The 22,160-nt window shown below is 63.1% G+C and carries 17 protein-coding genes and 1 pseudogene; 11 read left to right on the top strand and 7 right to left on the bottom strand.

From position 1 onward, the window contains the following. Positions 1–18 precede the first annotated feature (18 nt). From ACVMIM_RS31010 to ACVMIM_RS30960, 11 genes and pseudogenes are all read left to right on the top strand, one after another. Positions 19–1,575, top strand: a complete 1,557-nt coding sequence (locus ACVMIM_RS31010) for an amino acid permease (protein WP_476116659.1) — start codon at positions 19–21, stop codon at positions 1,573–1,575. Between the two features lie 82 nt (positions 1,576–1,657). After that, the gene (locus tag ACVMIM_RS31005; RefSeq protein WP_476116657.1) at positions 1,658–3,028 is read left to right on the top strand and encodes a glutamine synthetase family protein; all 1,371 of its coding nucleotides are present in this window, start codon (positions 1,658–1,660) and stop codon (positions 3,026–3,028) included. Between the two features lie 159 nt (positions 3,029–3,187). Then, positions 3,188–4,577 (top strand): annotated as a pseudogene (locus ACVMIM_RS31000) (aldehyde dehydrogenase family protein). A 17-nt stretch (positions 4,578–4,594) separates the two neighbouring features. After that, positions 4,595–5,767 (top strand): iron-containing alcohol dehydrogenase, encoded by a 1,173-nt coding sequence (locus ACVMIM_RS30995; protein ID WP_476116655.1) that lies wholly within the window; start codon positions 4,595–4,597, stop codon positions 5,765–5,767. Positions 5,768–6,010: 243 nt separating this feature from the next. Next, positions 6,011–7,117 carry an ABC transporter substrate-binding protein gene (locus ACVMIM_RS30990; RefSeq protein ID WP_040997263.1) on the top strand — a complete coding sequence of 369 codons (1,107 nt, stop codon included), beginning with the start codon at positions 6,011–6,013 and terminating at the stop codon, positions 7,115–7,117. Between the two features lie 60 nt (positions 7,118–7,177). After that, positions 7,178–8,086: an ABC transporter permease gene (locus ACVMIM_RS30985; RefSeq protein WP_476116653.1), complete on the top strand. Its 909-nt coding sequence runs from the start codon at positions 7,178–7,180 to the stop codon at positions 8,084–8,086. Continuing rightward, positions 8,083–8,874, top strand: coding sequence for an ABC transporter permease (locus ACVMIM_RS30980; protein ID WP_040997259.1), 792 nt, complete (start codon positions 8,083–8,085; stop codon positions 8,872–8,874). The genes ACVMIM_RS30985 and ACVMIM_RS30980 overlap by 4 nt, the downstream gene beginning before the upstream one ends. A gap of 29 nt (positions 8,875–8,903) precedes the next feature. Then, complete coding sequence (locus ACVMIM_RS30975; protein ID WP_040997729.1) at positions 8,904–9,968, top strand: ABC transporter ATP-binding protein; 1,065 nt, start codon at positions 8,904–8,906, stop codon at positions 9,966–9,968. 172 nt (positions 9,969–10,140) lie between these two features. Then, positions 10,141–11,694, top strand: a complete 1,554-nt coding sequence (locus tag ACVMIM_RS30970; protein ID WP_040997258.1) for a cation:proton antiporter — start codon at positions 10,141–10,143, stop codon at positions 11,692–11,694. A gap of 225 nt (positions 11,695–11,919) precedes the next feature. Continuing rightward, on the top strand, positions 11,920–12,837 hold the full coding sequence (locus ACVMIM_RS30965; protein WP_476116650.1) for an endonuclease/exonuclease/phosphatase family protein: 918 nt from the start codon (positions 11,920–11,922) through the stop codon (positions 12,835–12,837). A 7-nt stretch (positions 12,838–12,844) separates the two neighbouring features. After that, a complete protein-coding gene (locus ACVMIM_RS30960) occupies positions 12,845–13,690 on the top strand; it encodes an EamA family transporter (RefSeq protein ID WP_476116648.1) in 846 nt (281 codons plus the stop codon). Between the two features lie 10 nt (positions 13,691–13,700). Here ACVMIM_RS30960 and ACVMIM_RS30955 read toward each other — a convergent pair whose 3' ends face one another. The 7 genes from ACVMIM_RS30955 to ACVMIM_RS30925 all read right to left on the bottom strand — a co-directional run bounded on the left by ACVMIM_RS30955 (position 13,701) and on the right by ACVMIM_RS30925 (position 22,128). Next, a complete protein-coding gene (locus tag ACVMIM_RS30955) occupies positions 13,701–14,918 on the bottom strand; it encodes an MFS transporter (protein ID WP_476116646.1) in 1,218 nt (405 codons plus the stop codon). 208 nt (positions 14,919–15,126) lie between these two features. Continuing rightward, the gene (locus ACVMIM_RS30950; protein ID WP_476116644.1) at positions 15,127–16,755 is read right to left on the bottom strand and encodes a GMC family oxidoreductase; all 1,629 of its coding nucleotides are present in this window, start codon (positions 16,753–16,755) and stop codon (positions 15,127–15,129) included. Between the two features lie 6 nt (positions 16,756–16,761). Beyond that, positions 16,762–17,523, bottom strand: a complete 762-nt coding sequence (locus ACVMIM_RS30945; protein WP_476116642.1) for a 3-ketoacyl-ACP reductase — start codon at positions 17,521–17,523, stop codon at positions 16,762–16,764. Then, positions 17,520–19,022 carry a GMC oxidoreductase gene (locus tag ACVMIM_RS30940; RefSeq protein WP_476116640.1) on the bottom strand — a complete coding sequence of 501 codons (1,503 nt, stop codon included), beginning with the start codon at positions 19,020–19,022 and terminating at the stop codon, positions 17,520–17,522. Before ACVMIM_RS30940 ends, ACVMIM_RS30945 begins: the two co-directional genes overlap by 4 nt. Positions 19,023–19,090: 68 nt before the next feature. Next, complete coding sequence (locus ACVMIM_RS30935) at positions 19,091–20,206, bottom strand: ABC transporter ATP-binding protein (protein ID WP_476116639.1); 1,116 nt, start codon at positions 20,204–20,206, stop codon at positions 19,091–19,093. A 21-nt stretch (positions 20,207–20,227) separates the two neighbouring features. Beyond that, positions 20,228–21,172 carry a carbohydrate ABC transporter permease gene (locus tag ACVMIM_RS30930; RefSeq protein WP_040997241.1) on the bottom strand — a complete coding sequence of 315 codons (945 nt, stop codon included), beginning with the start codon at positions 21,170–21,172 and terminating at the stop codon, positions 20,228–20,230. After that, positions 21,169–22,128, bottom strand: a complete 960-nt coding sequence (locus ACVMIM_RS30925; protein ID WP_278049126.1) for a carbohydrate ABC transporter permease — start codon at positions 22,126–22,128, stop codon at positions 21,169–21,171. The genes ACVMIM_RS30930 and ACVMIM_RS30925 overlap by 4 nt, the downstream gene beginning before the upstream one ends. Positions 22,129–22,160 lie beyond the last annotated feature (32 nt).

Genomic DNA, 22,160 nt, shown 5'->3' with positions numbered 1-22,160 from the left:
AAATTAAGGGGACTTCACATGGCAGCACCGGGTTATACAGACGCCGACAAGGCGGAGGACGTAAAACACCTCCACAGCATGGGCTATGCCCAAGAACTGGAGCGGCGCCTCAGCCGCTTTTCGAATTTCGCGGTTTCGTTCTCCATCATCTGCATCTTGTCCGGCGGCATCAATTCGCTGGCGCAGGCGACGTCGGGCGCCGGCGGTATCGGCATCGGCATCGGCTGGCTCATCGGCTGCTTCGTGTCGCTCACCTTCGCCGTCGCCATGTCGCAGATCAGCTCGGCCTATCCGACAGCCGGCGGCCTCTACCACTGGGGCTCGATCCTCGGCAACCGCGGCACCGGCTGGGTGACGGCCTGGCTCAACCTGCTCGGCCTGATCACCGTGCTCGGCGCCATCAATGTCGGCACCTGGACCTTCTTCATCGGCGCCTTCGGTCCGGCGCTCGGCATCGAGGGCACGCTGACCAACCAGATGATCTTCCTGGTCATCATCACCGGCGCCCAGGCACTGATCAACCATCTCGGCATCAAGCTGACGGCGAAACTCACCGACTTTTCGGGCTATCTCATCTTCTTCGGCTCGATCCTGATCGCGGTGGTTTGCCTACTGTTTGCGCAAACCTGGGATTTCAGCCGCCTCTTCACCTTCCACAACTACTCCGGCGACGCCGGCGGCGGCGTGTGGCCGCAAGTGTCGAATGCGTGGGTCTTCGCGCTCGGCCTGCTGCTGCCGATCTACACGATCACCGGCTATGATGCCTCGGCGCACACCTCCGAGGAGACCATCAAGGCGGCGTCTTCCGTGCCGCGCGCGATGGTGATGTCGGTCATCTGGTCGGCGCTGTTCGGCTACCTGTTCCTGGCCGCCTTCGTGCTGATGATCCCGAACATGGACGATGCGGCCAAGCAGGGCTGGAATGTGTTCTTCTGGGCCTTCGATCAGCGTGTTCCGTCGGGTCTCAAGGAGTTCGTCTATCTCGTTGTCTTCGTCGCGCAGCTCTTGTGCGGTCTTGCCACCGTCACCTCGGCCTCGCGCATGATCTTCGCCTTCTCGCGTGATGGCGGTCTGCCGGGCTCGGCGGCGCTCGCCAAGGTGAGCCCGACCTACCGCACGCCAGTGGCGGCGATCTGGACGGCCTCGATCCTGTCGGTGCTGTTCGTGTGGGGTTCATCGGTGGTCTCGGTCGCCGGCACATCGGCCTATACGATCGTGGTGTCCTGCACCGTCATCTTCCTGTTCCTCTCCTTCACCGTGCCGATCGTGCTCGGCATGGTGGCCTGGGGAACGCCGAAGTGGGACAAGATGGGTCCGTGGAACATGGGACGTGCTGTCTTCATGCTGTTCGCCTTCCTGTCGATCGTGTCGATGATCCTGATCTTCGTCATCGGCATCCAGCCACCGAACGACTGGGCGCTCTACATCACCGTCGGCTTCTTCATCCTGACGGCGATCGTCTGGTTCGCCTTCGAGCGCAACCGCTTCCAGGGGCCGCCGCTCGGCGACATCATCGCGGCGCGCCAGGCGGCGATCAAGGCGGCAGAGCAGGCGGTGGGCGAAACCGGCCAGTGACATCGACTATCATGGCCATGGCCGGCGTCGTGCCGGCCATGGTTTCGTTTCCTTTCAATCGACAAGCTGGAGCGCCAAAGGAATGGCCGGGAATTTCTCCTTCGATCAGTTGAAGCAAGCGGTCTCGAACGGGGAGATCGATACGGTGCTGGCCTGCATCGTCGACATGCAGGGCCGGCTCGCGGGAAAGCGCTTCCTGGCCCAGTATTTCGTCGATTCCGCGCATGGCGAGACGCATGGATGCAATTATCTCCTGGCCTGCGACATCGATATGGAGCCGGTGCCGGGCTACAAGGCGGCAAGCTGGTCGAAGGGCTATGGCGATTTCGTCATGAAGCCGGACCTGTCGACGCTGCGGCGCATTCCGTGGCTGGGGAAGACGGCGCTGGTCATCTGCGACGTGCTCGACCATCACACGCATGAGGATCTTGGGCACTCACCCCGCGCGATCCTCAAGAAGCAGGTCAAGCGTCTGCAGGAGCGCGGCTATATCGGCTATTTCGCTTCCGAGCTCGAATTCTATCTGTTCAGCGAAACCTACGAGTCCGCCCGCAAGAAGCACTGGCAGGGGCTCGACAGCGCATCGCCCTATATCGGCGACTATCAGATCGGCATCACCAGCAAGGAAGAAGGCGTCATGCGCCGGCTTCGCAACGAGATGGAGGCTGCCGGCATCCCGATCGAGAACTCCAAGGGCGAGTGGGGCCCCGGCCAGGAAGAGATCAATGTACGCTATGCCGAGGCGCTCGACATGGCCGACCGCCACGTCATCCTGAAGAACGGCGCCAAGGAGATCGCCGATTCCGAAGGCAAGGCCATCTCCTTCATGGCCAAATATAATTATGGGCTCGCCGGCAATTCCAGCCACATCCACAATTCGCTGTGGAGCGCCGATGGCGGAACGCCGCTGTTCTTCGACAAAAACGCCGAATGGACCCTGTCGAGCCTCGGCCAGCAATGGGCGGCCGGCCAGCTCAAATACGCCAAGGAATTCACCTGGTTCCTGGCGCCCTACATCAATTCCTACAAGCGCTTCCAGGCCGGCACCTTCGCGCCGACCAAGATCATGTGGAGCGAGGACAACCGCACGGCGGGATTCCGGCTGTGCGGCGAGGGGACCAAGGGCATCCGCATGGAATGCCGCATCGGCGGCGCCGATCTCAACCCCTATCTCGCCTTCGCCGCGCTGATCGCGGCCGGTCTCGCCGGCATCGACGAGAAGCTGGAGCTGGAGAAGCCGTTTGTCGGCGACGCCTATCAGGCGTCGCAGCTGCCGGAAATCCCGAAGACGCTGCGCGATGCCACCGAGACGCTCGAAGGCTCCACGATGCTAAAGCAGGCCTTTGGCGAGGAGGTGATCGAGCACTACGTCCACACCGCCCGCTGGGAGCAGTTCGAATACGACCGCCGCATCACGGATTGGGAACTGCACCGGGGGTTTGAACGGTACTAGCTCGCCAGCCAAGGGTGTCCGCGCTTGCCTTTTCCTCTTCTGGAACGGGGCCGGGACCGCACTTTGTTGCTTCTTCCTGCCATCAGTTGGGAGAAGGTGCAGCCGGACGAGGGTGAAGCTCCAGATGATTTTCGATTGTTGTAGAACTGCGAGGAAGAAATGACCGAGACGGTCAAACTCAAATCCCCCATCGACGGCTCGATCTATGCCGAGCGGCCGGGTCGCGAGCGACCAGGCGATCAATTCGGCGGTCGAGCGCGCCAGGGCGGCGCAGGAGAAATGGGCCGAGACGCCGGTCGGCGAGCGCGGCAAATACATGCTGGCGATGCTCGAGGCGCTGGTCGCCATGAGCGACGAGATCGTGCCCGAGATCGCCTGGCAAATGGGGCGACCGGTGCGCTATGGCGGCGAGTTCGGCGGCGTCAAGGAACGCACCAACTACATGGTCGAGATCGCCGAAGCCGCGCTGAAGCCGGTGCTTGCCTCCAACCCGAAGGACGGTTTCCGCCGCTATGTGAAGAAGGTGCCGCTCGGCGTCGTGCTTGTGATCGCGCCGTGGAATTATCCCTATCTCACGGCGGTCAACACCATCGTGCCGGCGTTGATGGCGGGCAGCGCCGTCATCCTCAAGCATGCCGCGCAGACGCTGCTGGTCGGCGAACGCTTCCAGCAAGCCTTCGACAAGGCCGGCCTGCCCAAAGGCCTGTTCCAGAACCTGGTCATGAACCACGCCCAGACGGAGAAGCTGCTTGGCTCGGGCAAGATCGACCATGTCAATTTCACAGGCTCGGTCGGCGGCGGCCGCGCCATCGAGAAGGCCGCGGCCGGCACCTTCATGACGCTCGGCCTCGAGCTCGGCGGCAAGGATCCTGCCTATGTGCTGCCCGACGCCAAGCTTGACCATGCCGTCGCCAACCTCGTCGATGGCGCATTCTACAATTCGGGCCAGTGCTGCTGCGGCATCGAGCGTGTCTATGTGCATGAGAAGGTCTATGACGAATTCGTCGAGGGCTTCATCGCGGAGACGAAGAACTATGTCGTCGGCAATCCGCTGGAGCAGGCGACGACCTTGGGACCGATGGCGCAAGCGCGCTTCGCCGACCTGATCCGCGAGCAGAAGGCCGAGGCGCTGCGCAAGGGCGCCAAGGCGCATATCAACATGAAGGTCGAGAACGACAAGCCGGGCTCTCCCTATCTGGCGCCGGAGGTGCTGACCGAGGTCGACCACCAGATGAGCGTCATGCGCGAGGAAAGCTTCGGGCCGATCGTCGGCATCATGAAGGTGCGCAACGACGAGGAGGCGATCGCGCTGATGAATGACAGCCCCTATGGGCTGACGGCCTCGATCTGGACGCGCGACACCGAGCGCGCAATCGCCATCGGCGATCGCGTCGAAACCGGCACCGTGTTCATGAACCGCTGCGATTATCTCGATCCGGCGCTGGTCTGGACCGGCGTCAAGGACACCGGCAAGGGCGCGGCGCTCTCGGCCATCGGCTACGACAATCTGACCCGTCCGAAATCCTATCATCTGCGCGAAACGATCTGACCTTTCGAAAGACAAAAATGTCCAAGCTCATCTCCAAATGGAACTACCCCACCACCGTCCGTTTCGGCGCCGGCCGTATCAAGGAATTACCGGATGCGCTGGCGGCGGCCGGGATCAAGCGACCGCTTTTCGTCACCGATCCAGGCCTGGCGAAACTGCCGGTCGTCGCTTCGACGCTGAAGATCCTCGACGACGCCAAGGTTCCCTATGGCGTGTTTTCGGAGGTGAAGCCGAACCCGGTCGAGTCCAACCTCACGGCCGGCATCGCCGTTTTCAAGAAAGGCAAGCATGACGGCGTCATCGCCTTCGGCGGCGGTTCGGCGCTCGACCTCGGCAAGCTGATCGCCTTCCAGGCCGGCCAGACGCGCCCGGTATGGGATTTCGAAGACATCGGCGATTGGTGGACTAGGGCCAATTCCGAGGCGATCGCGCCGATCATCGCGGTGCCGACGACGGCGGGAACCGGCTCCGAGGTCGGCCGCGCCGGCGTCATCACCAATGAGGAGACCCACACCAAGAAGGTAATCTTCCATCCGAAGCTGCTGCCGGCGATCGTCATCGCCGATCCAGAGCTGTCGGTCGGCATGCCGCCCTTCATCACCGCCGGTACCGGCATGGACGCGCTTGCCCATTGCCTCGAAGCCTATTGCGCGCCTGGCTATCACCCGATGGCCGACGGCATTGCCGTGGAAGGCATCCGGCTGGTGTTCGAGAACCTGCCCAAGGCCTTCGCCAACGGCAAGGATCTGGTCGCCCGCGCGAATATGATGAGCGCGGCCGCGATGGGCGCCGCCGCCTTCCAGAAGGGGCTGGGCGCCATCCACTCGCTGTCGCATCCGATCGGTGCGCTCTACGACACCCATCACGGCATGACCAATGCAGTGTTCATGCCCTATGTGCTCACCTTCAATCGCGAGGCGATCGAGGACCGCATTGCGCGGCTCGCCGCCTATTGCGGCATCAAGGGCGGCTTCGATGGCTTCGCCAAGGCAGTCATCAAGCTGCGCAAGGAGCTAAAGGTGCCGCACGCGCTGCCCGGGCTGATCAAAGGGCTCGACATGGACAAGAAGCGCAAGGCGCTGATCGCCGACATGGCGGTGGTCGACCCGACCGCCGGCGGCAATCCGGTCAAGCTCACCAAAAAAGGGGCTCTGACGCTGCTCGAAAACGCGATCGCCGGCTCCGTCTGAGAGCCGGCTTTCAATGCCGAAGAGTTGAAGAAGGGGCGACCAGCTGGAGGAGGAGCGGGGCAAAAATCAAGGCAGCTAACCATTAGCCGGAAAATTAAGTGCGGGCTAATTGCTACAGTCCGTTAAAAAGAGTTAACTTTTTGTGCCGCGGGGCTCCGGTTTCAAAAAGCCTTCATCTGGCTGTCACACGAAAACGATACCCGCATCGCAGGCGCTCAAGCGCCAGTTCAACGGAGAGAACACATGTTCAAGTTCACGGGGAAAGTGCTTTCCCTCTCGGCCGCGGCGCTCTTTGCGTCGACGATGATTTCGTCCGCGGATTCGCTGGACGATCTCGTCAAGGCCGCGAAGGCGGAAGGCCAGCTCACTGTCATTGCGCTTCCGCATGACTGGTGCGGCTACGGGGCGGTGATTGACGCTTTCAAGGCTAAGTATCCAGGAATCACCATCAACGAACTCAATCCCGACGCCGGTTCGGGCGACGAGGTCGAGGCGATCAAGGCCAACAAGGACAACAAGGGACCGCAGGCGCCCGACGTCATCGACGTCGGCCTGGCTTTCGGCCCCTCGGCCAAGAAAGACGGCCTGTTGATGCCTTACAAGGTCTCGACTTGGGATTCGATCCCGGACAGCGCCAAGGACGCCGACGGTGCCTGGTACGGCGACTACTACGGCGTTCTGTCGTTCATGGTGAACAAGGATCTGGTCAAGAACGCCCCGGCCGACTGGGCCGACCTCCTGAAGCCGGAATACGCCAACTCGGTTGCGCTCGCCGGTGATCCGCGTGCGTCGAACCAAGCGATCCAAGCCGTCCATGCTTCCGGTCTGTCGACCGGCGCGGCTGCCGGCAAGGCTGCCGGCGAAGCCGGCCTCGAGTTCTTCAAGAAGCTCAACGCCGCCGGCAACTTCGTTCCGGTCATCGGCAAGCCGGCGACGCTGGCGCAGGGCCAGACCCCGATCCTGATCAACTGGGACTACAACAACCTGTCGGGCCGCGATACGCTGAACGGAAACCCGCCGACCGACATCGTCATCCCGAAGACCGGCGTCGTGGCGGGCGTCTACGTGCAGGCGATCAGCGCCTACGCGCCGCATCCGAACGCCGCCAAGCTGTGGATGGAATACCTCTATTCCGACGAAGGCCAGCTCGGCTGGCTGAAGGGTTACTGCCATCCGATCCGCTTCAACGATCTCGCCAAGAACGGCAAGATCCCGCAGGAGCTGCTCGACAAGCTGCCGCCGGCCGACGCCTATGCCAAGGCCGTGTTCCCGTCGCTCGACGAGCAGGGCGCTGCCAAGGAAGAGATCACCAAGGGCTGGGATTCCGTCGTCGGCGCCAACGTCAAGTAAGTCGACGCTCTTCCGGGCGGCCTTGCGCCGCCCGGATTCCGTCATTGAAGGCAGTCAGGCATGACCGATATCAGCCTTTCAGGACCGTTTGCCGCCGATAAGACCATTCCGCCCGGGGCGCGCGCGATGCGTCTGCCCACGCAATGGCTGGGCGCCGCGCCTTTCATCATCTTCGCGCTGATGTTCCTGATCCTGCCGACACTCTATCTCATCATCGGCGCGTTCCAGAACGCCGATGGCGCCTTCACGCTGCAGAACATCGCCGATCTCGCGCAGCCGACCATCGTCGCCGCCTACTGGATTTCCATCAAGGTTTCGGTCGCCTCGTCCCTGTTTGGCGCCTTCATCGGCCTCGCCATCGCGGTCGCCATCGTGCGCGGCGGCCTGCCCAACTGGACGCGTTCGGCAGCGCTCACCTTCTCGGGCGTGGCATCGCAATTTGCCGGCGTGCCGCTGGCCTTCGCCTTCCTGGCGACGCTCGGCCGCCTCGGGCTGCTCACCGTGCTTTTGCGCTCGATCGGCTTCGACCTCTATCAGCACGGCTTCAACGTGCTGTCCTTCTGGGGCCTGACGCTGACCTATCTCTATTTCCAGATTCCGTTGATGGTCGTCATCATCGTGCCGGCGATCGACGGTCTGAAAAAGGAGTGGGGCGAGGCCGCCGCCACGCTCGGCGCCACCCAGTGGCAGTACTGGCGCATGGTCGTCATCCCTGTCCTGTGGCCGAGTTTCCTCGGCACCTTCATCCTGCTTTTCGCCAATGCCTTCGGCGCCATCGCCACCGCCTATGCGCTGACCGGCTCGTCGCTCAACATCGTGCCGATCGTGCTCTATGCGCAGATCCGCGGCGACGTGCTGCACAACGCAAATCTCGGCTATGCGATCGCCTTCGGCATGATCTTCATCACCGGCCTCGCCAATGTCTTCTACATCTGGTTCCGGACCCGTTCGGAGAGGTGGCTCAAATGAAGTCGGGTAAGTTCTGGGCCTGGGTCACGTTCATCTTGGGCGCTGCCTATTTCTTCATTCCGCTGATCGCGACGCTGGAATTCTCGATGCGCATGAAGCGCGGCGAATATTCCTTCGAGGCGTACCGGGTCGTGCTTGGCGATGCGCGCTTCCAGGAATCCTTCACCTTCTCGGTGGTGGCCGCGATCTTCACCATCATCCTGGGCGTGCTTCTGGTGGTGCCTACCGCCTACTGGATACGGCTTCGCCTGCCCCAGCTCAGGCCGGTCGTCGAGTTCGTCACGCTCTTGCCGCTGGTCATCCCCGCGATTGTCATCGTGTTCGGCTATATCCGCATGTACGGCTCGAGCTCGCCGCTGCCGTTCCTCGCCAGCGGATTCGGCACCAATGCGTTGCTCGTCATCGGCTATGCGACGCTGGCGCTGCCTTACATGTACCGCGCCGTCGATACCGGGCTTCGTACCATCGATGTCAGGACGCTTACCGAAGCGGCGCAGATCCTCGGCGCAGGCTGGACGACGATCATCGGACGCGTGATCCTGCCCAACGTGCTGATCGCCGTGCTGTCCGGCGCCTTCCTGACCTTCGCCATCGTCATCGGCGAGTTCACCGTAGCCAGCCTGCTCAACCGGCCGGCCTTCGGTCCGTATCTGCAGAATATGGGCGCCAACCGCGCTTACGAGCCCGCGGCACTTGCCATCATCGCCTTCGCCATTACCTGGGGCTGCATGTCGCTGATCCAGGTCCTGTCCCGCTTCGCGCCGAAATCGGCGAGCCGCCCGAATTGAGCGAAAAATATCGATCGAAAGAAAAAGCCATGGCCGAGCCATTCCTCTCCATCCAGCATGTGCGAAAGTCCTACGGCGCCAACACCGTGGTGCAGGATTTCAGCCTCGACGTTGAGCCTGGCGAGTTCGTCTCCTTCCTCGGCCCGTCCGGCTGCGGCAAGACGACGGTGCTGCGCATGGTCGCCGGTTTCGAGGAGCCTTCGGCCGGCAAGATCGTGGTCGGCGGCAAGGACATCACCCGGCTGAAGCCCAACCAGCGCAATGTCGGCATGGTGTTCCAGGCCTATGCGCTGTTCCCGAACCTGACGGTGGCCCAGAACATCGCCTTCGGTCTCAAGGTGGCCGGCATGCCGAAGCCGGACACGGACAGGCGCGTCGCCGAGATGCTCGACATGATCAAGCTGCCGCAGATGGCCGACCGCTATCCCTACCAGCTTTCCGGCGGCCAGCAGCAGCGCATCGCGCTCGCGCGCGCCATCGCGCCGAAACCGAAGCTGCTTCTGCTTGATGAGCCGCTGTCGGCGCTCGACGCCAAGGTGCGCGTGTCGCTGCGCGAGGAAATCCGTTCGATCCAGAAGAAGCTCGGCATCACCACCATCTTCGTCACGCACGACCAGGAAGAAGCGCTGTCGATCTCCGACCGCATCGCGGTGATGTATGGCGGCAAGGCCGAGCAGGTCGGCACGCCGTTCGAAATCTACAACCGCCCGGCCACCAAATTCGTCGCCAATTTTGTCGGCACGCTCAACGTGCTGGAAGGCAAGGTCACCGACGCCTCCACCGGCAAGGTTCAGGTCAACGCGCAGGAAGTCTCGCTCAAGGGCAAGCTCAACGGCTCGAAGTCCGGCGATACGCTGTCGCTGGCGCTGCGTCCGGAGGCGATCTCGCTGGCGCGTCAGCCCGGCCACGACACCAGCCTGTCGGGGGAGATCGCCGAAGTGCATTTCTTGGGCTCGGTCATCCGCGTGCGCGTCGGCATCGGCGGCAACACTGTGTCGCTTGATACTTTCAATAATTCGACGACGCCGCCGCCAGTCGTCGGCGACAAGGCGGATATCTCGTTCTCGTCGGGCGATATGCTGGTCTTGCATTAGGGATATGATGAATAGCGAATAGTGAATGGTGAATGGCATCGACGAAGAGCACTTTACGTGCCCAGATTCTTCTGATGCGACCATTCACCATTCACCATTCACCATTCACCATTCACCATTCACCATTACTTTTTCCAGTGCCAAACGCCTGGTTCCATCGTTACGATGAGCCATGGCCCTCTTCGAGCTCACCCTCATCCTGCTTCTGATCGCCGTCGCGCTGACGGCGCTGTCGCGGCGGCTGGAAATTCCCTATCCGTCGTTGTTGGCGCTTGCGGGGGTCGGGATCGCCTTCGTGCCGGGCGCGCCGGTGATCGAGATCGATCCGGAACTGGCGCTTGCGCTGTTCATCGCGCCGGTGCTTCTCGATGCCGCCTATGACACCTCGCTGCGCGACCTGAAGCGCTATCGGCTGTCGCTGGTGCTTTTGGCGCTCGGCGCCGTCGTCTTCACCACTTTGGTTGTTGCTTTCGTCGGCTGGAAAATGGCTGGGCTGCCCATCGCGGCGGCCATCGCGCTGGGCGCCATCGTCGCGCCGCCGGACGCGGTGGCTGCAAGCGCCGTGCTCAGCCAATTCAGGGTGCCGCACCGCCTCACCGCGATCCTGCAGGGGGAGAGCCTGCTCAACGACGCCACGGCGCTGCTGATCTACCGGATCGCGGTTTCGGCGGCCATCGGCTCGCTCATGTTGAAGGACGCAGTGCCCGTCATCCTGCTTGCGACGGTCGGCAGCGTCGTCGCCGGTTACCTGTTCGGCCGGGTGTCGCTGCTCACGCTGACGCGCATCGAGGATGCGGCAAGCAGCACCGTGGTGCAGTTCGCCGGAACCTTCGCAGTCTGGATCATTGCCGACAGGCTCGGCCTTTCCGCCATCATCACCATCGTCGTCTATGCGATCACCATCGCGCGCACCGCGCCGCGCCACATGTCGGCGAGGCGCCGCGTCAGCACCTATTCGGTCTGGGAATCGGCGGTGTTCGTGCTCAACGTGCTGGCTTTCGTCCTGATGGGTCTGCAGGCGCGGTCGATCGTCGGCCGGCTCTCCGGCGACGGCCAAGGCGAGGCTTTCCTCTTTGCCGCAACGGTGCTGGCCGTCGTCATCGTGGCGCGTCTCGTCTGGGTGATGGGATACGTTGCGGTGATAAGGCAGTTTACGCGTTTCGACGACGAAAGGCAGAAGCGGGATGCGCCGACATTTCGGGGCGCCGTGCTCGTCGGCTGGTGCGGCATGCGCGGGCTGGTGACGCTGGTGGTGGCGATCGCGTTGCCCGCCGACTTTCCCGGTCGCGACCCGATCGTGCTGGCGGCCTTCGCCGTCGTCCTTGGAACGCTCGTGCTGCAGGGCATGAGCCTGAAACCGCTGCTGCGCCGGCTCAACTTCGAGCGGGATACCTCGATTGACCGCGAGGTGGCCGAGGCGCGCGTGGCGATCATGCAGGCCGCGCTCGATGTGCTGAGCCGCAAGACCTCGTCCGCTGCCGCCGTCGTGCGCGAACAATACGAGGCGCAACGCCGGATCGCCGAAAATCCCGACGACGCGCAAGCCGCGACGGAATACGACCGGTTGCGTCTTTACGCCATCAAGCGGCAGCGCGATACGCTGGAGGAACTGCGCAGCAACGGCACGATCGGCGACGAGGCCTATCACAGGCTGGAAGAGGAGATCGACTGGTCGGAACTGGCGGCGTCGCCTGCCGGAAGGTTCCAGCCGCTGACGACCTACTAGGCCGGTTCGCCGGCTGTCGGCTGGACCATTTCGCCTGCCTGGCGCGCCACATTGAAACGCCAAAGGCGGCGCGATAGAGCAGTTCATCGAAGCGGCGAACCGCTCTATCTCTTTGTTTCTGACGCAATTCCGGACGGAAGGTTACGGCGAAGACGCCGAACTTAAACGCTCACATTTTTCCTGGAATTGCGCTACTGCGATCGTCGGAACTGAGCCGGTTAATCAATGAAGCTGATCAGCTATAACATCCAGTACGGCTACGGCAGCGACGGACGCTACGATCTCAGCCGCTGCGCCAGGCTGGTGGACGGCGCCGACATTATCGCGCTGCAGGAGGTCGAACGGCACTGGCAGCGCACCAACGAGGACGACCAGCCCGCGATCCTGTCCAGGCTGCTGGCCGACTATTACTGGGCCTATGGCCCCGCCTTCGACATGGATGCCAGCGAAAAGCGCGACGACCGCATCATCAACCGCAGGCGGCAGTTCGGCACGATGGTGCTGTCGAAGCTGCCGATCGTCTGGTCGCGGCTCCACACGTTGCCGCTGCGGCGCACGCTGAGACCTCTGAACACCCGCAACGCGGCGCTGGAATGCATGATCCGCACGCCTGCGGGACCGGTACGGGTGCTTTCCCTGCATCTGGCGCATATCGCGGCCGAAGAGCGGCTGGACCAGATCGATTATCTGCTTGCCGAGCACCGCCGCGCCCCGGCCGAGGGCGGGCCCTGGAGCGGCGTCGACGACGAGCCGCAGCGCAACTGGTCGAACGGCCAGACGGAACCGGAAAACCCGTTGGCGGCGATCTGGCTTGGCGATTTCAACATGGAGCCGGGCAGCGCCGAATACCGGCGCATCGTCGGCAATACGCCTTATCATCGGGGAGCCGCCTACATCGACGGGTTAGTCGATGCCGCTTCCGTCGCCAGCGAGTCCGGGCCGGACTTTCATACGCACGAAAAGATCATCGACGGCAGGCTGGCAAAACGCCGGCTCGACCATTGCTTCATCGGCGGCATGTTGGCCGGGCGCGTGCGTTCGGTCAGCGCCGATATCGGCGAGGTGGCTTCCGACCATTTTCCGCTCAGGGTCGATATCGATCTGGAAACGCCGGACATCGCCTCAGGTCCGGCGGGCAGGTGAGGCGGGCATGACGCTGTTCGTCTTCCTGGCGGTCCTTTCGGCGGCGGCCATGCACGCGATCTGGAACGCACTGGTCAAGGTGCATCTCGACCGCTTCCTGTCGATCACGCTGATGACGCTCGGCACGGGACTGGCGGCGCTGCCGGCGCTGGCTTTCGTCGAGGTGCCGAAACCGGAAGTTTGGCCCTACATCATCGCCTCGGTGATCTTCCATATGGGTTACCGGACCTTCCTGGTCGGCGCTTACCAGGCGGGCGACTTCGCCCAGACCTATCCTCTGGCACGCGGCGCGGCGCCCCTGCTTTCCGCGCTCGGCGGCATCTTCCTGCTTGGAGAGGTTCCTGCGCCGCTTGCCATCGCCGGCATTGTGATGTTGTCGATCGGCACGCTGGTGATGTCGTTTCGCGGCGGTGCGCATCTGGAAAAGCTCAATCTGCGCGCCGTCGGCTTCGCGCTCGGCACGTCGATCTTCATCGCCAGCTACACGCTCTCCGACGGCACCGGCGCGCGGCTAGCAGCCACCGCGCAAAGCTATGCGGCCTGGGTGTTCGTCTGCGACGCGCTATCGGCGCTGGCGTTGTGTGTCGCCTTCCGCGGACCGCGGTCGCTGGCGGTGCTCGCGCGCGACTGGAAGGCAGGGCTCTTCACCGGTGCGCTCAGCGGTGCCGCCTACTGGATCGTGATGTGGGCGATGACCAAGGCGCCGATCGCCTCGGTCGCGTCGCTGCGCGAAACCTCGATCCTGTTCGCCATGCTGATCTCGGTGCTGGCGCTCGGCGAAAAGATGACCGTCTGGCGCGCGGCCGCGGCGCTCGGCATCGTTGCCGGCGTCGCGGCGCTCAGGATGGGTTGAAAGCGGATCGTCAGCCGAGCACGGTCATCACCTGACCACGCTTTTCCGGACTGAAGCGGATGACGATGATGATGCAGACGGCGACCACGCCGGCGAACAGGGCCAACGCATAGCCATAGCTGCCTCCCGGCGCTTCGGCGATGCCGGCCTGGTAGGGCCCTCCATAGGATGCTGCCAGATTGCCGGCCTGATAGATGAAGCCGGGCAAGGTCGCCCGCACCGAGCCCGGCGACAATTCGTTGAGATGCACCGGGATGACGCCCCAGGCACCCTGCACCGCGACCTGCATGATGAAAGCGCCAATCGCCAGCATGAAGGGCGTGGTCGTGTAGGCCCAGAGCGGAATTGCCGGCAGCGCGATCACGCAGGCCAGCGTGATGGCGTTGATGCGGCCGATCCTTTCCGACAGCGCGCCGAAGGCCAGGCCGCCGACGATGGCGCCGATATTGGCGACGATGGTGATCCAACTCACCGTGTGCGTGTCGAAGCCGTGCTGCTTCTTCAGGAAGGTCGGATAGAGGTCCTGCGTGCCATGGCTGAAGAAGTTGAAGAACATCATCAGCACCACGGCATAGAGCGCGATGCCCCAGTGCTTCTGTAACGTCTCCAGGAGGCCGGGCCGCGCCTGGGCACGGCCTTCGACGAAGGCCGGCGATTCCGGCACATGCGAGCGGATGAAGAGCACGACCAGCGCCGGTACGAAACTCAAGAGGAACATGGCGCGCCAGCCGAAGGTGAAGTCGCCGATCTTCTGCCCATAGAGCAGGCCGTAGACCACCGCGGCCAGCAGATAACCGGCCGGATAGCCGCATTGCAGAATGCCCGAGACCGTGCCGCGCGCGCTCGGCGGAATGGATTCCATGGCAAGCGAACTGCCCAGGCCCCATTCGCCGCCCATGGCGATGCCGAACAAAGCGCGCAGCGCCAGGAATATACCGAGATTGGGCGAGAAGGCGGCCAAGGCGCCGATCACCGAATAGCTGACGATGTTGAGCATCAGGATCGGCTTGCGGCCGTATCTGTCGGCAAGCATGCCGAAGAAGAACGCGCCGATGAAACGCGTCGCCAGTGTCAGGAACAGTGCTTTGGAGACCGTCGGCACGTCGGTCTGGAACTCAGCGGCAATATCGGTGAGCAGGAAAGTCAGAAGGAAGAAATCAAAAGCGTCGAGCGTCCAGCCAAGGAATGATGCGACAACGGTTTTCTTCTGCTCAGTGGTGAGGTTCAAAGACGGTCCTCCTTTTGCATCCCCCAAGGGACGATATGTTCCATAGATTGCAAAAGAGAACCGGACAGCCGCCGGTTTTAAGCCGGCGAGCGGTCACATTTGCGTCACCTCCAGATCGATGACCATCAGCCCCTCGGTGCCGCGCTCGGTCTCAGGAACGTCGTCGTGAAAGCGGACAAAGACGCAATGCCGGATCATCGTTGATGCCTCACGCCGCCTGGTTGCCCTTGAACACGGCCGGCGGCAGCGGCTCGCGGCCGAGGATCAGATCGGCGCCTTTTTCACCGACCATGATGGTCGGCGCATTGGTGTTGGAGGAGGGGACGCGCGGCATCACCGAAGCGTCACAGACGCGTAAGGCGTCGATGCCGCGCAGCCTGAGGTCCGGCGACACCACGGCCATGGCGTCATGGCCCATGCGGCAGGTGCCGACCGGATGATGATCGGTCTTGGAGGTGCGGCAGGCATAGTCGAAAAGGTCGGCGTCGCTCTGCAGGTCCGGGCCGGGCAGCACCTCGCGCAGCACATAGGGCTGCAGCGCCTTCTGCCGCATGATCTCGCGCGCCAGCCTGAGGCCCTTGATCGACATGTCGCGATCATAGGGGTCTGACCAGTAATTCGGATCGATCAGCGGATGGTCAGCCGGGTCGGCGCTCTTCAGCCGCACCGTGCCGCGCGAGCGCGGGCGCAGGAAGGCGGAGTTCAGCGTCACGCCCGGATTCTTCAGCTTCTCGACGCCGGCCTCGATGCCGGAGCCGAGGCCGAGATGGAACTGGATGTCGGGCGAGGCGGCGGTCGGGTCGGCGTACCAGAAGCCGCCGGTCTCGAACAGGCTGGACGCGACAGGACCCTTCTTGAGCAAAAGGTACTGCAGCCCTGCCCATAGGGTGCGGTGCAGCTTGGCGTAATTGTCGTAGGTGTGGTCGCCGGTGCATTCGGCGATCACGAACAGGTCGAGGTGGTCCTGCATGTTGGACCCGACGCCGGGCAGATCATGCACCGGCGTGACCCCGACCGATTTCAGATGGTCGGCCGGACCGATGCCCGACTGCATGAGGAGTTTCGGCGAACCGATCGCGCCGGAGGAGACGATCACCTCGCGTTCGGCGCGCAGGATCGTTTTCTCGCCGCCCGGCCGGTCGATTACCTCGACACCGATGGCGCGGCCTTTCTCGACGACGACGCGCGTGACCAGGACATCCGTCCTGACCGTCAGGTTCTTGCGGGCGCCGATCGGCTTCAGATAGGCGACGGAGGCCGATGAGCGGCGCGCGTTCTTTTGGGTCAGCTGATAGTAGCCGACGCCTTCCTGGCTCGCGCCGTTGAAGTCCGGGTTGAAAGGGATGCCCATTTCCTGGCCGGCGCGGAAATAGGCCTCGCAGATCGGCAGCGGCGAGATCGGGTTGGAGACGCCGAGCGGGCCCTGGTCGCCGTGGAAATCGTTGGCGAAGCGCTGGTTGTTCTCGGCGCGCTTGAAATAGGGCAGCACGTCGCGATAGCCCCAGCCGGTCAGCCCTTCCTCTTTCTCCCAGGCGTCGTAGTCGCGGGCGTTGCCGCGCGTGTAGATCTGCGCGTTGATCGACGAGCCGCCGCCGACTACCTTGGCCTGGGTGTACCAGAAGATGCGGTCCTTCATGTTTTTCTGCGGCACGGTCGACCAGCCCCAGGAGGCGATGCCCTTGGTCATCTTGGCGAAGCCTGCGGGCATATGGATCAGCGGATGCCAGTCCTTGCCGCCGGCTTCCAGGAGCAGAACGGAATTGCCCGGATCCTCGCTCAGCCGGTTGGCGAGAACGCAGCCGGCCGGGCCGGCGCCGACAATGATGTAGTCAGCCATTGTTCCTCACAAGCGTGGTACGGAGAGGGCGCCGTCGACATCGATGACCGATCCTGTCGAAAAGCCGAATTTTCCGGAGGCGAGCGCGGCCACGATGGCGCCGATGTCGCCGGCCTCGCCCCAGCGTTTGGCCGGCACCAGGCCACCGTCGATCAGCGCGTCATATTTGGCGGAAACGCCCGCCGTCATATCGGTTCGAATGATGCCCGGCCGCACCTCGAACACGCCGATATTTTCGGCGGCGAGCCGCAGCGCAAGGTTTTTCACCCACATCGAAAGCCCGGCCTTGGAGATGCAGTAATCGGCGCGTTCCGGCGAAGCCATGGCGGCGCTCACCGAAGTGATGGTGATGATCGACCGGGCTGAAACGGCAGGCGTCGCCGTCATGGCCTTGGCGAAGGCCTGGCTGAGGAACACCGTGCCGCGCAGGTTGACGTTCAAGGCTCGGTCGAAATTCTCTGGCTTCAGCTCCAGAAGATCACCGCGCACCACGGCGCCGACGCCGGCATTGTTGACGAGGCAATCGATGCGGCCGAAGGCATCCGTAGCCGCTTCGACCAATTTCGCATGGCCGGCAAGATTGGCAATATCGCATTGGGCGTAGGCGAACTTCGCGCCGCGCTCGGCGATTTTCTCGGCCAGTCCTTCGGCTGCGCGCTCGGCAAGGTCGGCGACAAGAATGTCGAAGCCGGCGTCGGCCAGCGCCTCGGCGCAGGCGAGCCCGATGCCGCGTGCGCCGCCGGTGACGATGGCCGCCGGGCGGGTCATGCGGCAAGCTCCGTCTTGCGGATGTAGTCAGCCACGCGCAGCGCCTGCGCCGCGATCGACAGCGCCGGGTTGACCGCGGCGGAGGTCGGCAGGAAGCCGGCGTCGACGACGAACAGATTTTGATGGTCGTAAGCGCGGCAGAACGTATCGAGGGGTGAAGTGGCCGGGTCGTTGCCCATCTTCACCGTGCCGCACTGATGCGAAGGCGTGCGCTTGTCGAAGGGGCGCGACAGCACGATCGGATAACCGCAGGCGCGAAGGTTCTCGCGCATCACCTTGGTCAGGCCTTCCAGCGACTGCATGTTGGAGCGGCGCCACTGCATGACGATCTCCTTGCCGTCGACCATGATGCGGCTTTCGGGATCGGGCAGGTCCTCGCACATCAGATACCAGTCGACGGCGTGTCCGGCCATGAAGTCGAGCACGAATTTCGGCATCGTCTTCACATTGGCCTTGAGCATGTTGCCGTCGATCTTGCCGAGCAACTGCACATTGCCGAGCGGCTTGCCGCCTTTGCCGTCCGACAGATAGTAGTCGTTGAGCATCAGCGTCTTCTGGTAGATGGCGTCATTGCGGCGGCGGGGGTCGATCGCCAGCATCGCGCTCGAATTGTGGTTCATGAAATTGCGTCCGACCTGGTCGGAGCTGTTGGCGAGGCCCTTTCCGTTAGCCGACGGCGAGCGCAGCAGAATGGCGGCCGAGTTGATCGCGCCGGCCGACAAGATGACGAGCTTCGGCGACAGCGTCTTTTGCGCGCCGTCCTGGGTGTAGTGGATGGTGGCGATCGACCTGCCGTCCGGCGACGTTTCCAGCCAGTCGACATGCGCGCCGGTTTCAAGCCGGATGTTCTTGTCAGCCAGCGCCGCCGTCAACGGGCCGGTCTGAGCGTCGATCTTACCCTGGCCGGTGTTGGGGAAGGCATCCCAGCCGGTCTTGCCTTCCTTCAGCCAGGTCTCGATGTCGACGCCGAGCGGCAGCGAGGCCGGATGCAAGCCGAGACTTTTCAGCTCAGCGCGGGCGCGCGCGATCGGCGGCTCGTCCGGCACCGGCTTGAAGGCATAGGGAATCGAATGGAACGGCTCGGTCGGGTCTTCGCCGATGGTGCCGCGCACGCGAAACAATTGCTCGGCCTTCGAATACCATGGCTCGAATTCGTCATAGGAAAACGGCCAGGCCGGCGAGACGCCGCCGAAATGCTCGAGCTCCGAAAAATCCTCCTTGCGGTAGCGGATCAGGACCGCGCCGAAGAACTTCGAATTGCCGCCGACATAGTAGTAGTTGCCGGGGTTGAAGGCAGCGCCGCCGGCCTCGCGCCACATCTCCTTCGGCCGGTAATGCTCCTCGATGAAGATCGATCGCGTCGAGCGTGCATGCGGCGTCGCGGGCAGCGGTTCGCCGCGCTCGAGGATCAGGATCGAGGCGCCGCTGCCGGCCAAGCCGGAGGCGATCGTGGCGCCGCCGATGCCGGAGCCGATGATGACGATATCCGGGTTTGTCATAGTCTAAGGGTCTTTGTTTTGATGCATGTCGTTGCTCCAAAACCGGAGCCACTTTTGGGCGACATGCATCAGAGGATGCGCTTCTCAGTCGCCGGGTCGAAGAACACCGCCTTGCTCAGATTGAAGGCCAGCGGCGTGCTGGTGCCGGGCTGGATCCGGGCATCCGCTCTGAGCCGCGCCACCACTCCCTTGCCGCCGAGATTGGTTACGGCGAAAGTGTCGGAGCCGGCCGGTTCGACCACTTCGATATGGCAGTCGGCAGTGGCGATGTTCGAACCGTTGCGTTCCGCGCCTTCCGGGTCGGTCAGCGCTTCGGGGCGGACGCCGAAGATCACCGGCTTGTCCTTGAAGGCCGCAAGACCGACCGGCGCGCCGGGCATGGACAGCACGATCGGCTGCCGCGCCTCGCGATCGAGCACCACCGACAGCCCGCTGCCATTGCCGTCGATCTTGGCAGGGATCAGGTTCATCGCCGGCGAGCCCATGAAGTCGGCGACGAAGATGTTGGTCGGGTTGTTGTAGATCTCCGCAGGCGTGCCGAACTGCTGGACCTCGCCGTCGCGCATCACGGCGATCTTGGTCGCCAGCGTCATGGCCTCGATCTGGTCATGCGTGACGTAGACGATCGTCGTGCCGGTCGTGGCATGCAGGCGCTTGATCTCGATGCGCATGTCGACGCGCAGCTTGGCGTCAAGATTGGACAGCGGCTCGTCGAACAGGAAAAGCTTCGGGTCGCGCACCAGCGCCCGGCCCATGGCGACGCGCTGGCGTTGGCCGCCGGACAGTTGGCTGGGCTTGCGGTTGAGCAGATGGCCGATCTGCAGGATCTTCGCCACCTTGTCGATCGCCGCCTGGCGCTCGGCGGCAGGCACGCCGCGCATCTCCATGCCGAAGGCGATGTTGCCGGCAACCGTCATGTTTGGATAGAGCGCGTAGCTCTGGAACACCATGGCGATATCGCGCTTCGAAGGATGCAGATCGTTGATCGCGCGGCCGTCGACGCGGATCTCGCCCTCGGTGATCTGCTCCAGGCCGGCAATCGTGTTGAGCAGCGTGGACTTGCCGCAGCCGGACGGGCCGACCAGCACGAGGAAACCGCCCTTTTCGAGCTCGACATCGATGCCCTTCAGGATCTCGACATTCCCGAAGCGCTTCTTCAGCCCATCAATTTCCAGAAAAGCCATGGTCGTTCCTTCCGAAAGGGGTCAGCCCTTGACCGCGCCGGCCATCAGCCCGCGCACGAAATAGCGGCCGGCGACGACATAGACGATCAGGGTGGGGAGCGCGGCGATCATCGCCGCCGCCATGTTGACATTGTATTCGACGACGCCGGTCGACGTGTTCACGACATTGTTCAGCGCCACCGTCATCGGCATCACGTCGCCGGTGCCGGCATAGGCGGAAGCGAACAGGAAGTCGTTCCAGATGTTGGTGAACTGGTAGATGACGGTGACGACGAAGATCGGCATCGAGTTCGGCAGCATGATGCGGCGGAAGATCTGGAAGAAGGACGCACCGTCGACCTGCGCCGCCTTCACCAACTCGGTCGGGAAGGCCTCGTAGTAGTTGCGGAAGAACAAGGTGGTGAAGCCGAGGCCGTAGACCACGTGGACGAAGACCAGGTTCACCGTCGAATTGCCGAGGCCGAAATTGAACCCCGTCGCATTTTGCAGCGTGGCGCCGAAGCGGCCGAGACTGCCAAGGATCGTCGCCATCGGCAACAGCACCGACTGGAACGGGATGAAGCAGGCAAACAGCATCATGGCGAAGACCAGCGTGTGGCCGCGGAAGCGCCATTTGGTCAGCACATAGCCGTTCAACGCGCCGAGCAGCGTCGAGATCAGCACCGCCGGAACCACCATCTTGATGGAGTTCCAGAAATAGCCCTTGATGCCGGCGCAGGTGAGGCCGACGCAGGTCTCGCCCCAGGCCTTGAACCATGGCTCGATGGTCGGCGATTGCGGCAGCGCCAGCATGTTGCCGTTCTGGATCTCGTCCATGGTCTTGAACGAGGTGACCAGCATGACGAAAAGCGGCATCAGATAGAAGATCGCAAACAGCGCAAGCAGGCCGTAGATGACGATGCGGTTGATCGTCCTGGCGCTCATGCCGCTCGAAGCCGGACGGGCAGGCGAGGTGACGGCGCTCATCGCTGCTTCTCCCTGAGCTCGGAATAGAGGTAAGGCACGATGATCGCGGTCAGCGTCATCAGCATGATCACCGCACTGGCCGAGCCGACCGCCATTTCGTTGCGCTTGAAGGTGAACTCATACATGAAGTTGGAGGGCAGCCAGGCCGAGCCGCCCGGGCCGCCGCTGGTCAGCGCCACGACCAGGTCATAGGACTTGATGGCCAGATGCGCGAGCACGATGAAGGCCGACAGAAACACAGGTCGTAGCATCGGAATGACGATGCGGCGGTAGAGCTGGAAGGTGGATGCGCCGTCGATCTGCGCCGCCTTCATGATCTCGCCATCGATGCCGCGCAGGCCGGCCAGGAACATCGCCATGATGAAGCCTGAGGCCTGCCAGACGCCTGCGATCACCACCGTGTAGATGACGAAATCCTTGTTCTTGATCCAGTCGAAATGGAAGCTCGTCCAGCCCCATTGATGCAGCGTCTGCTCCAGCCCGAGGCCAGGATCGAGGAACCACTTCCAGGCGACGCCGGTGACGATGAAGGAGAGCGCCATCGGATAAAGGTAGATCGGCCGCAGCACGCCTTCGCCGCGGATTTTCTGGTCGAGCAGGATGGCCAGGAACAGGCCGAGCGCCAGGCAGATCAGGATATAAAGGGAACCGAAAATGCCCATATTGGTGATCGAGGTGTACCAGCTCGAAGGCGGGTCGCTCTCGAAGGTCCAGCGCCACAGCCGCTGATAGGCCCGGGCCCCGGTTATGTCGTAGGACGGGAAGGTCTTGGAGTTGGTGAAGGACAGATAGATCGTCCAGAGAATGAAGCCATAGACGAAGACGATCGTCGCCGCGAAGCTTGGTGCCAAAACGATCTTCGGCAACAGATCCTGCAGCCGCGAACGGACCGTCGCGCCGGGACGGGCGTCGTGCTCCGGTGTCAGCTTGATCTGGGTTTCGGCAACTGTGCTCATCGGCTCATCCAGTACCGGTTGGTCGGAGACGG

This window comes from Mesorhizobium sp. USDA 4413, from assembly GCF_056280365.1.
Note: the sequence above shows the minus strand (reverse complement) of the source record. Positions and strands in the feature narration are given on the sequence as shown.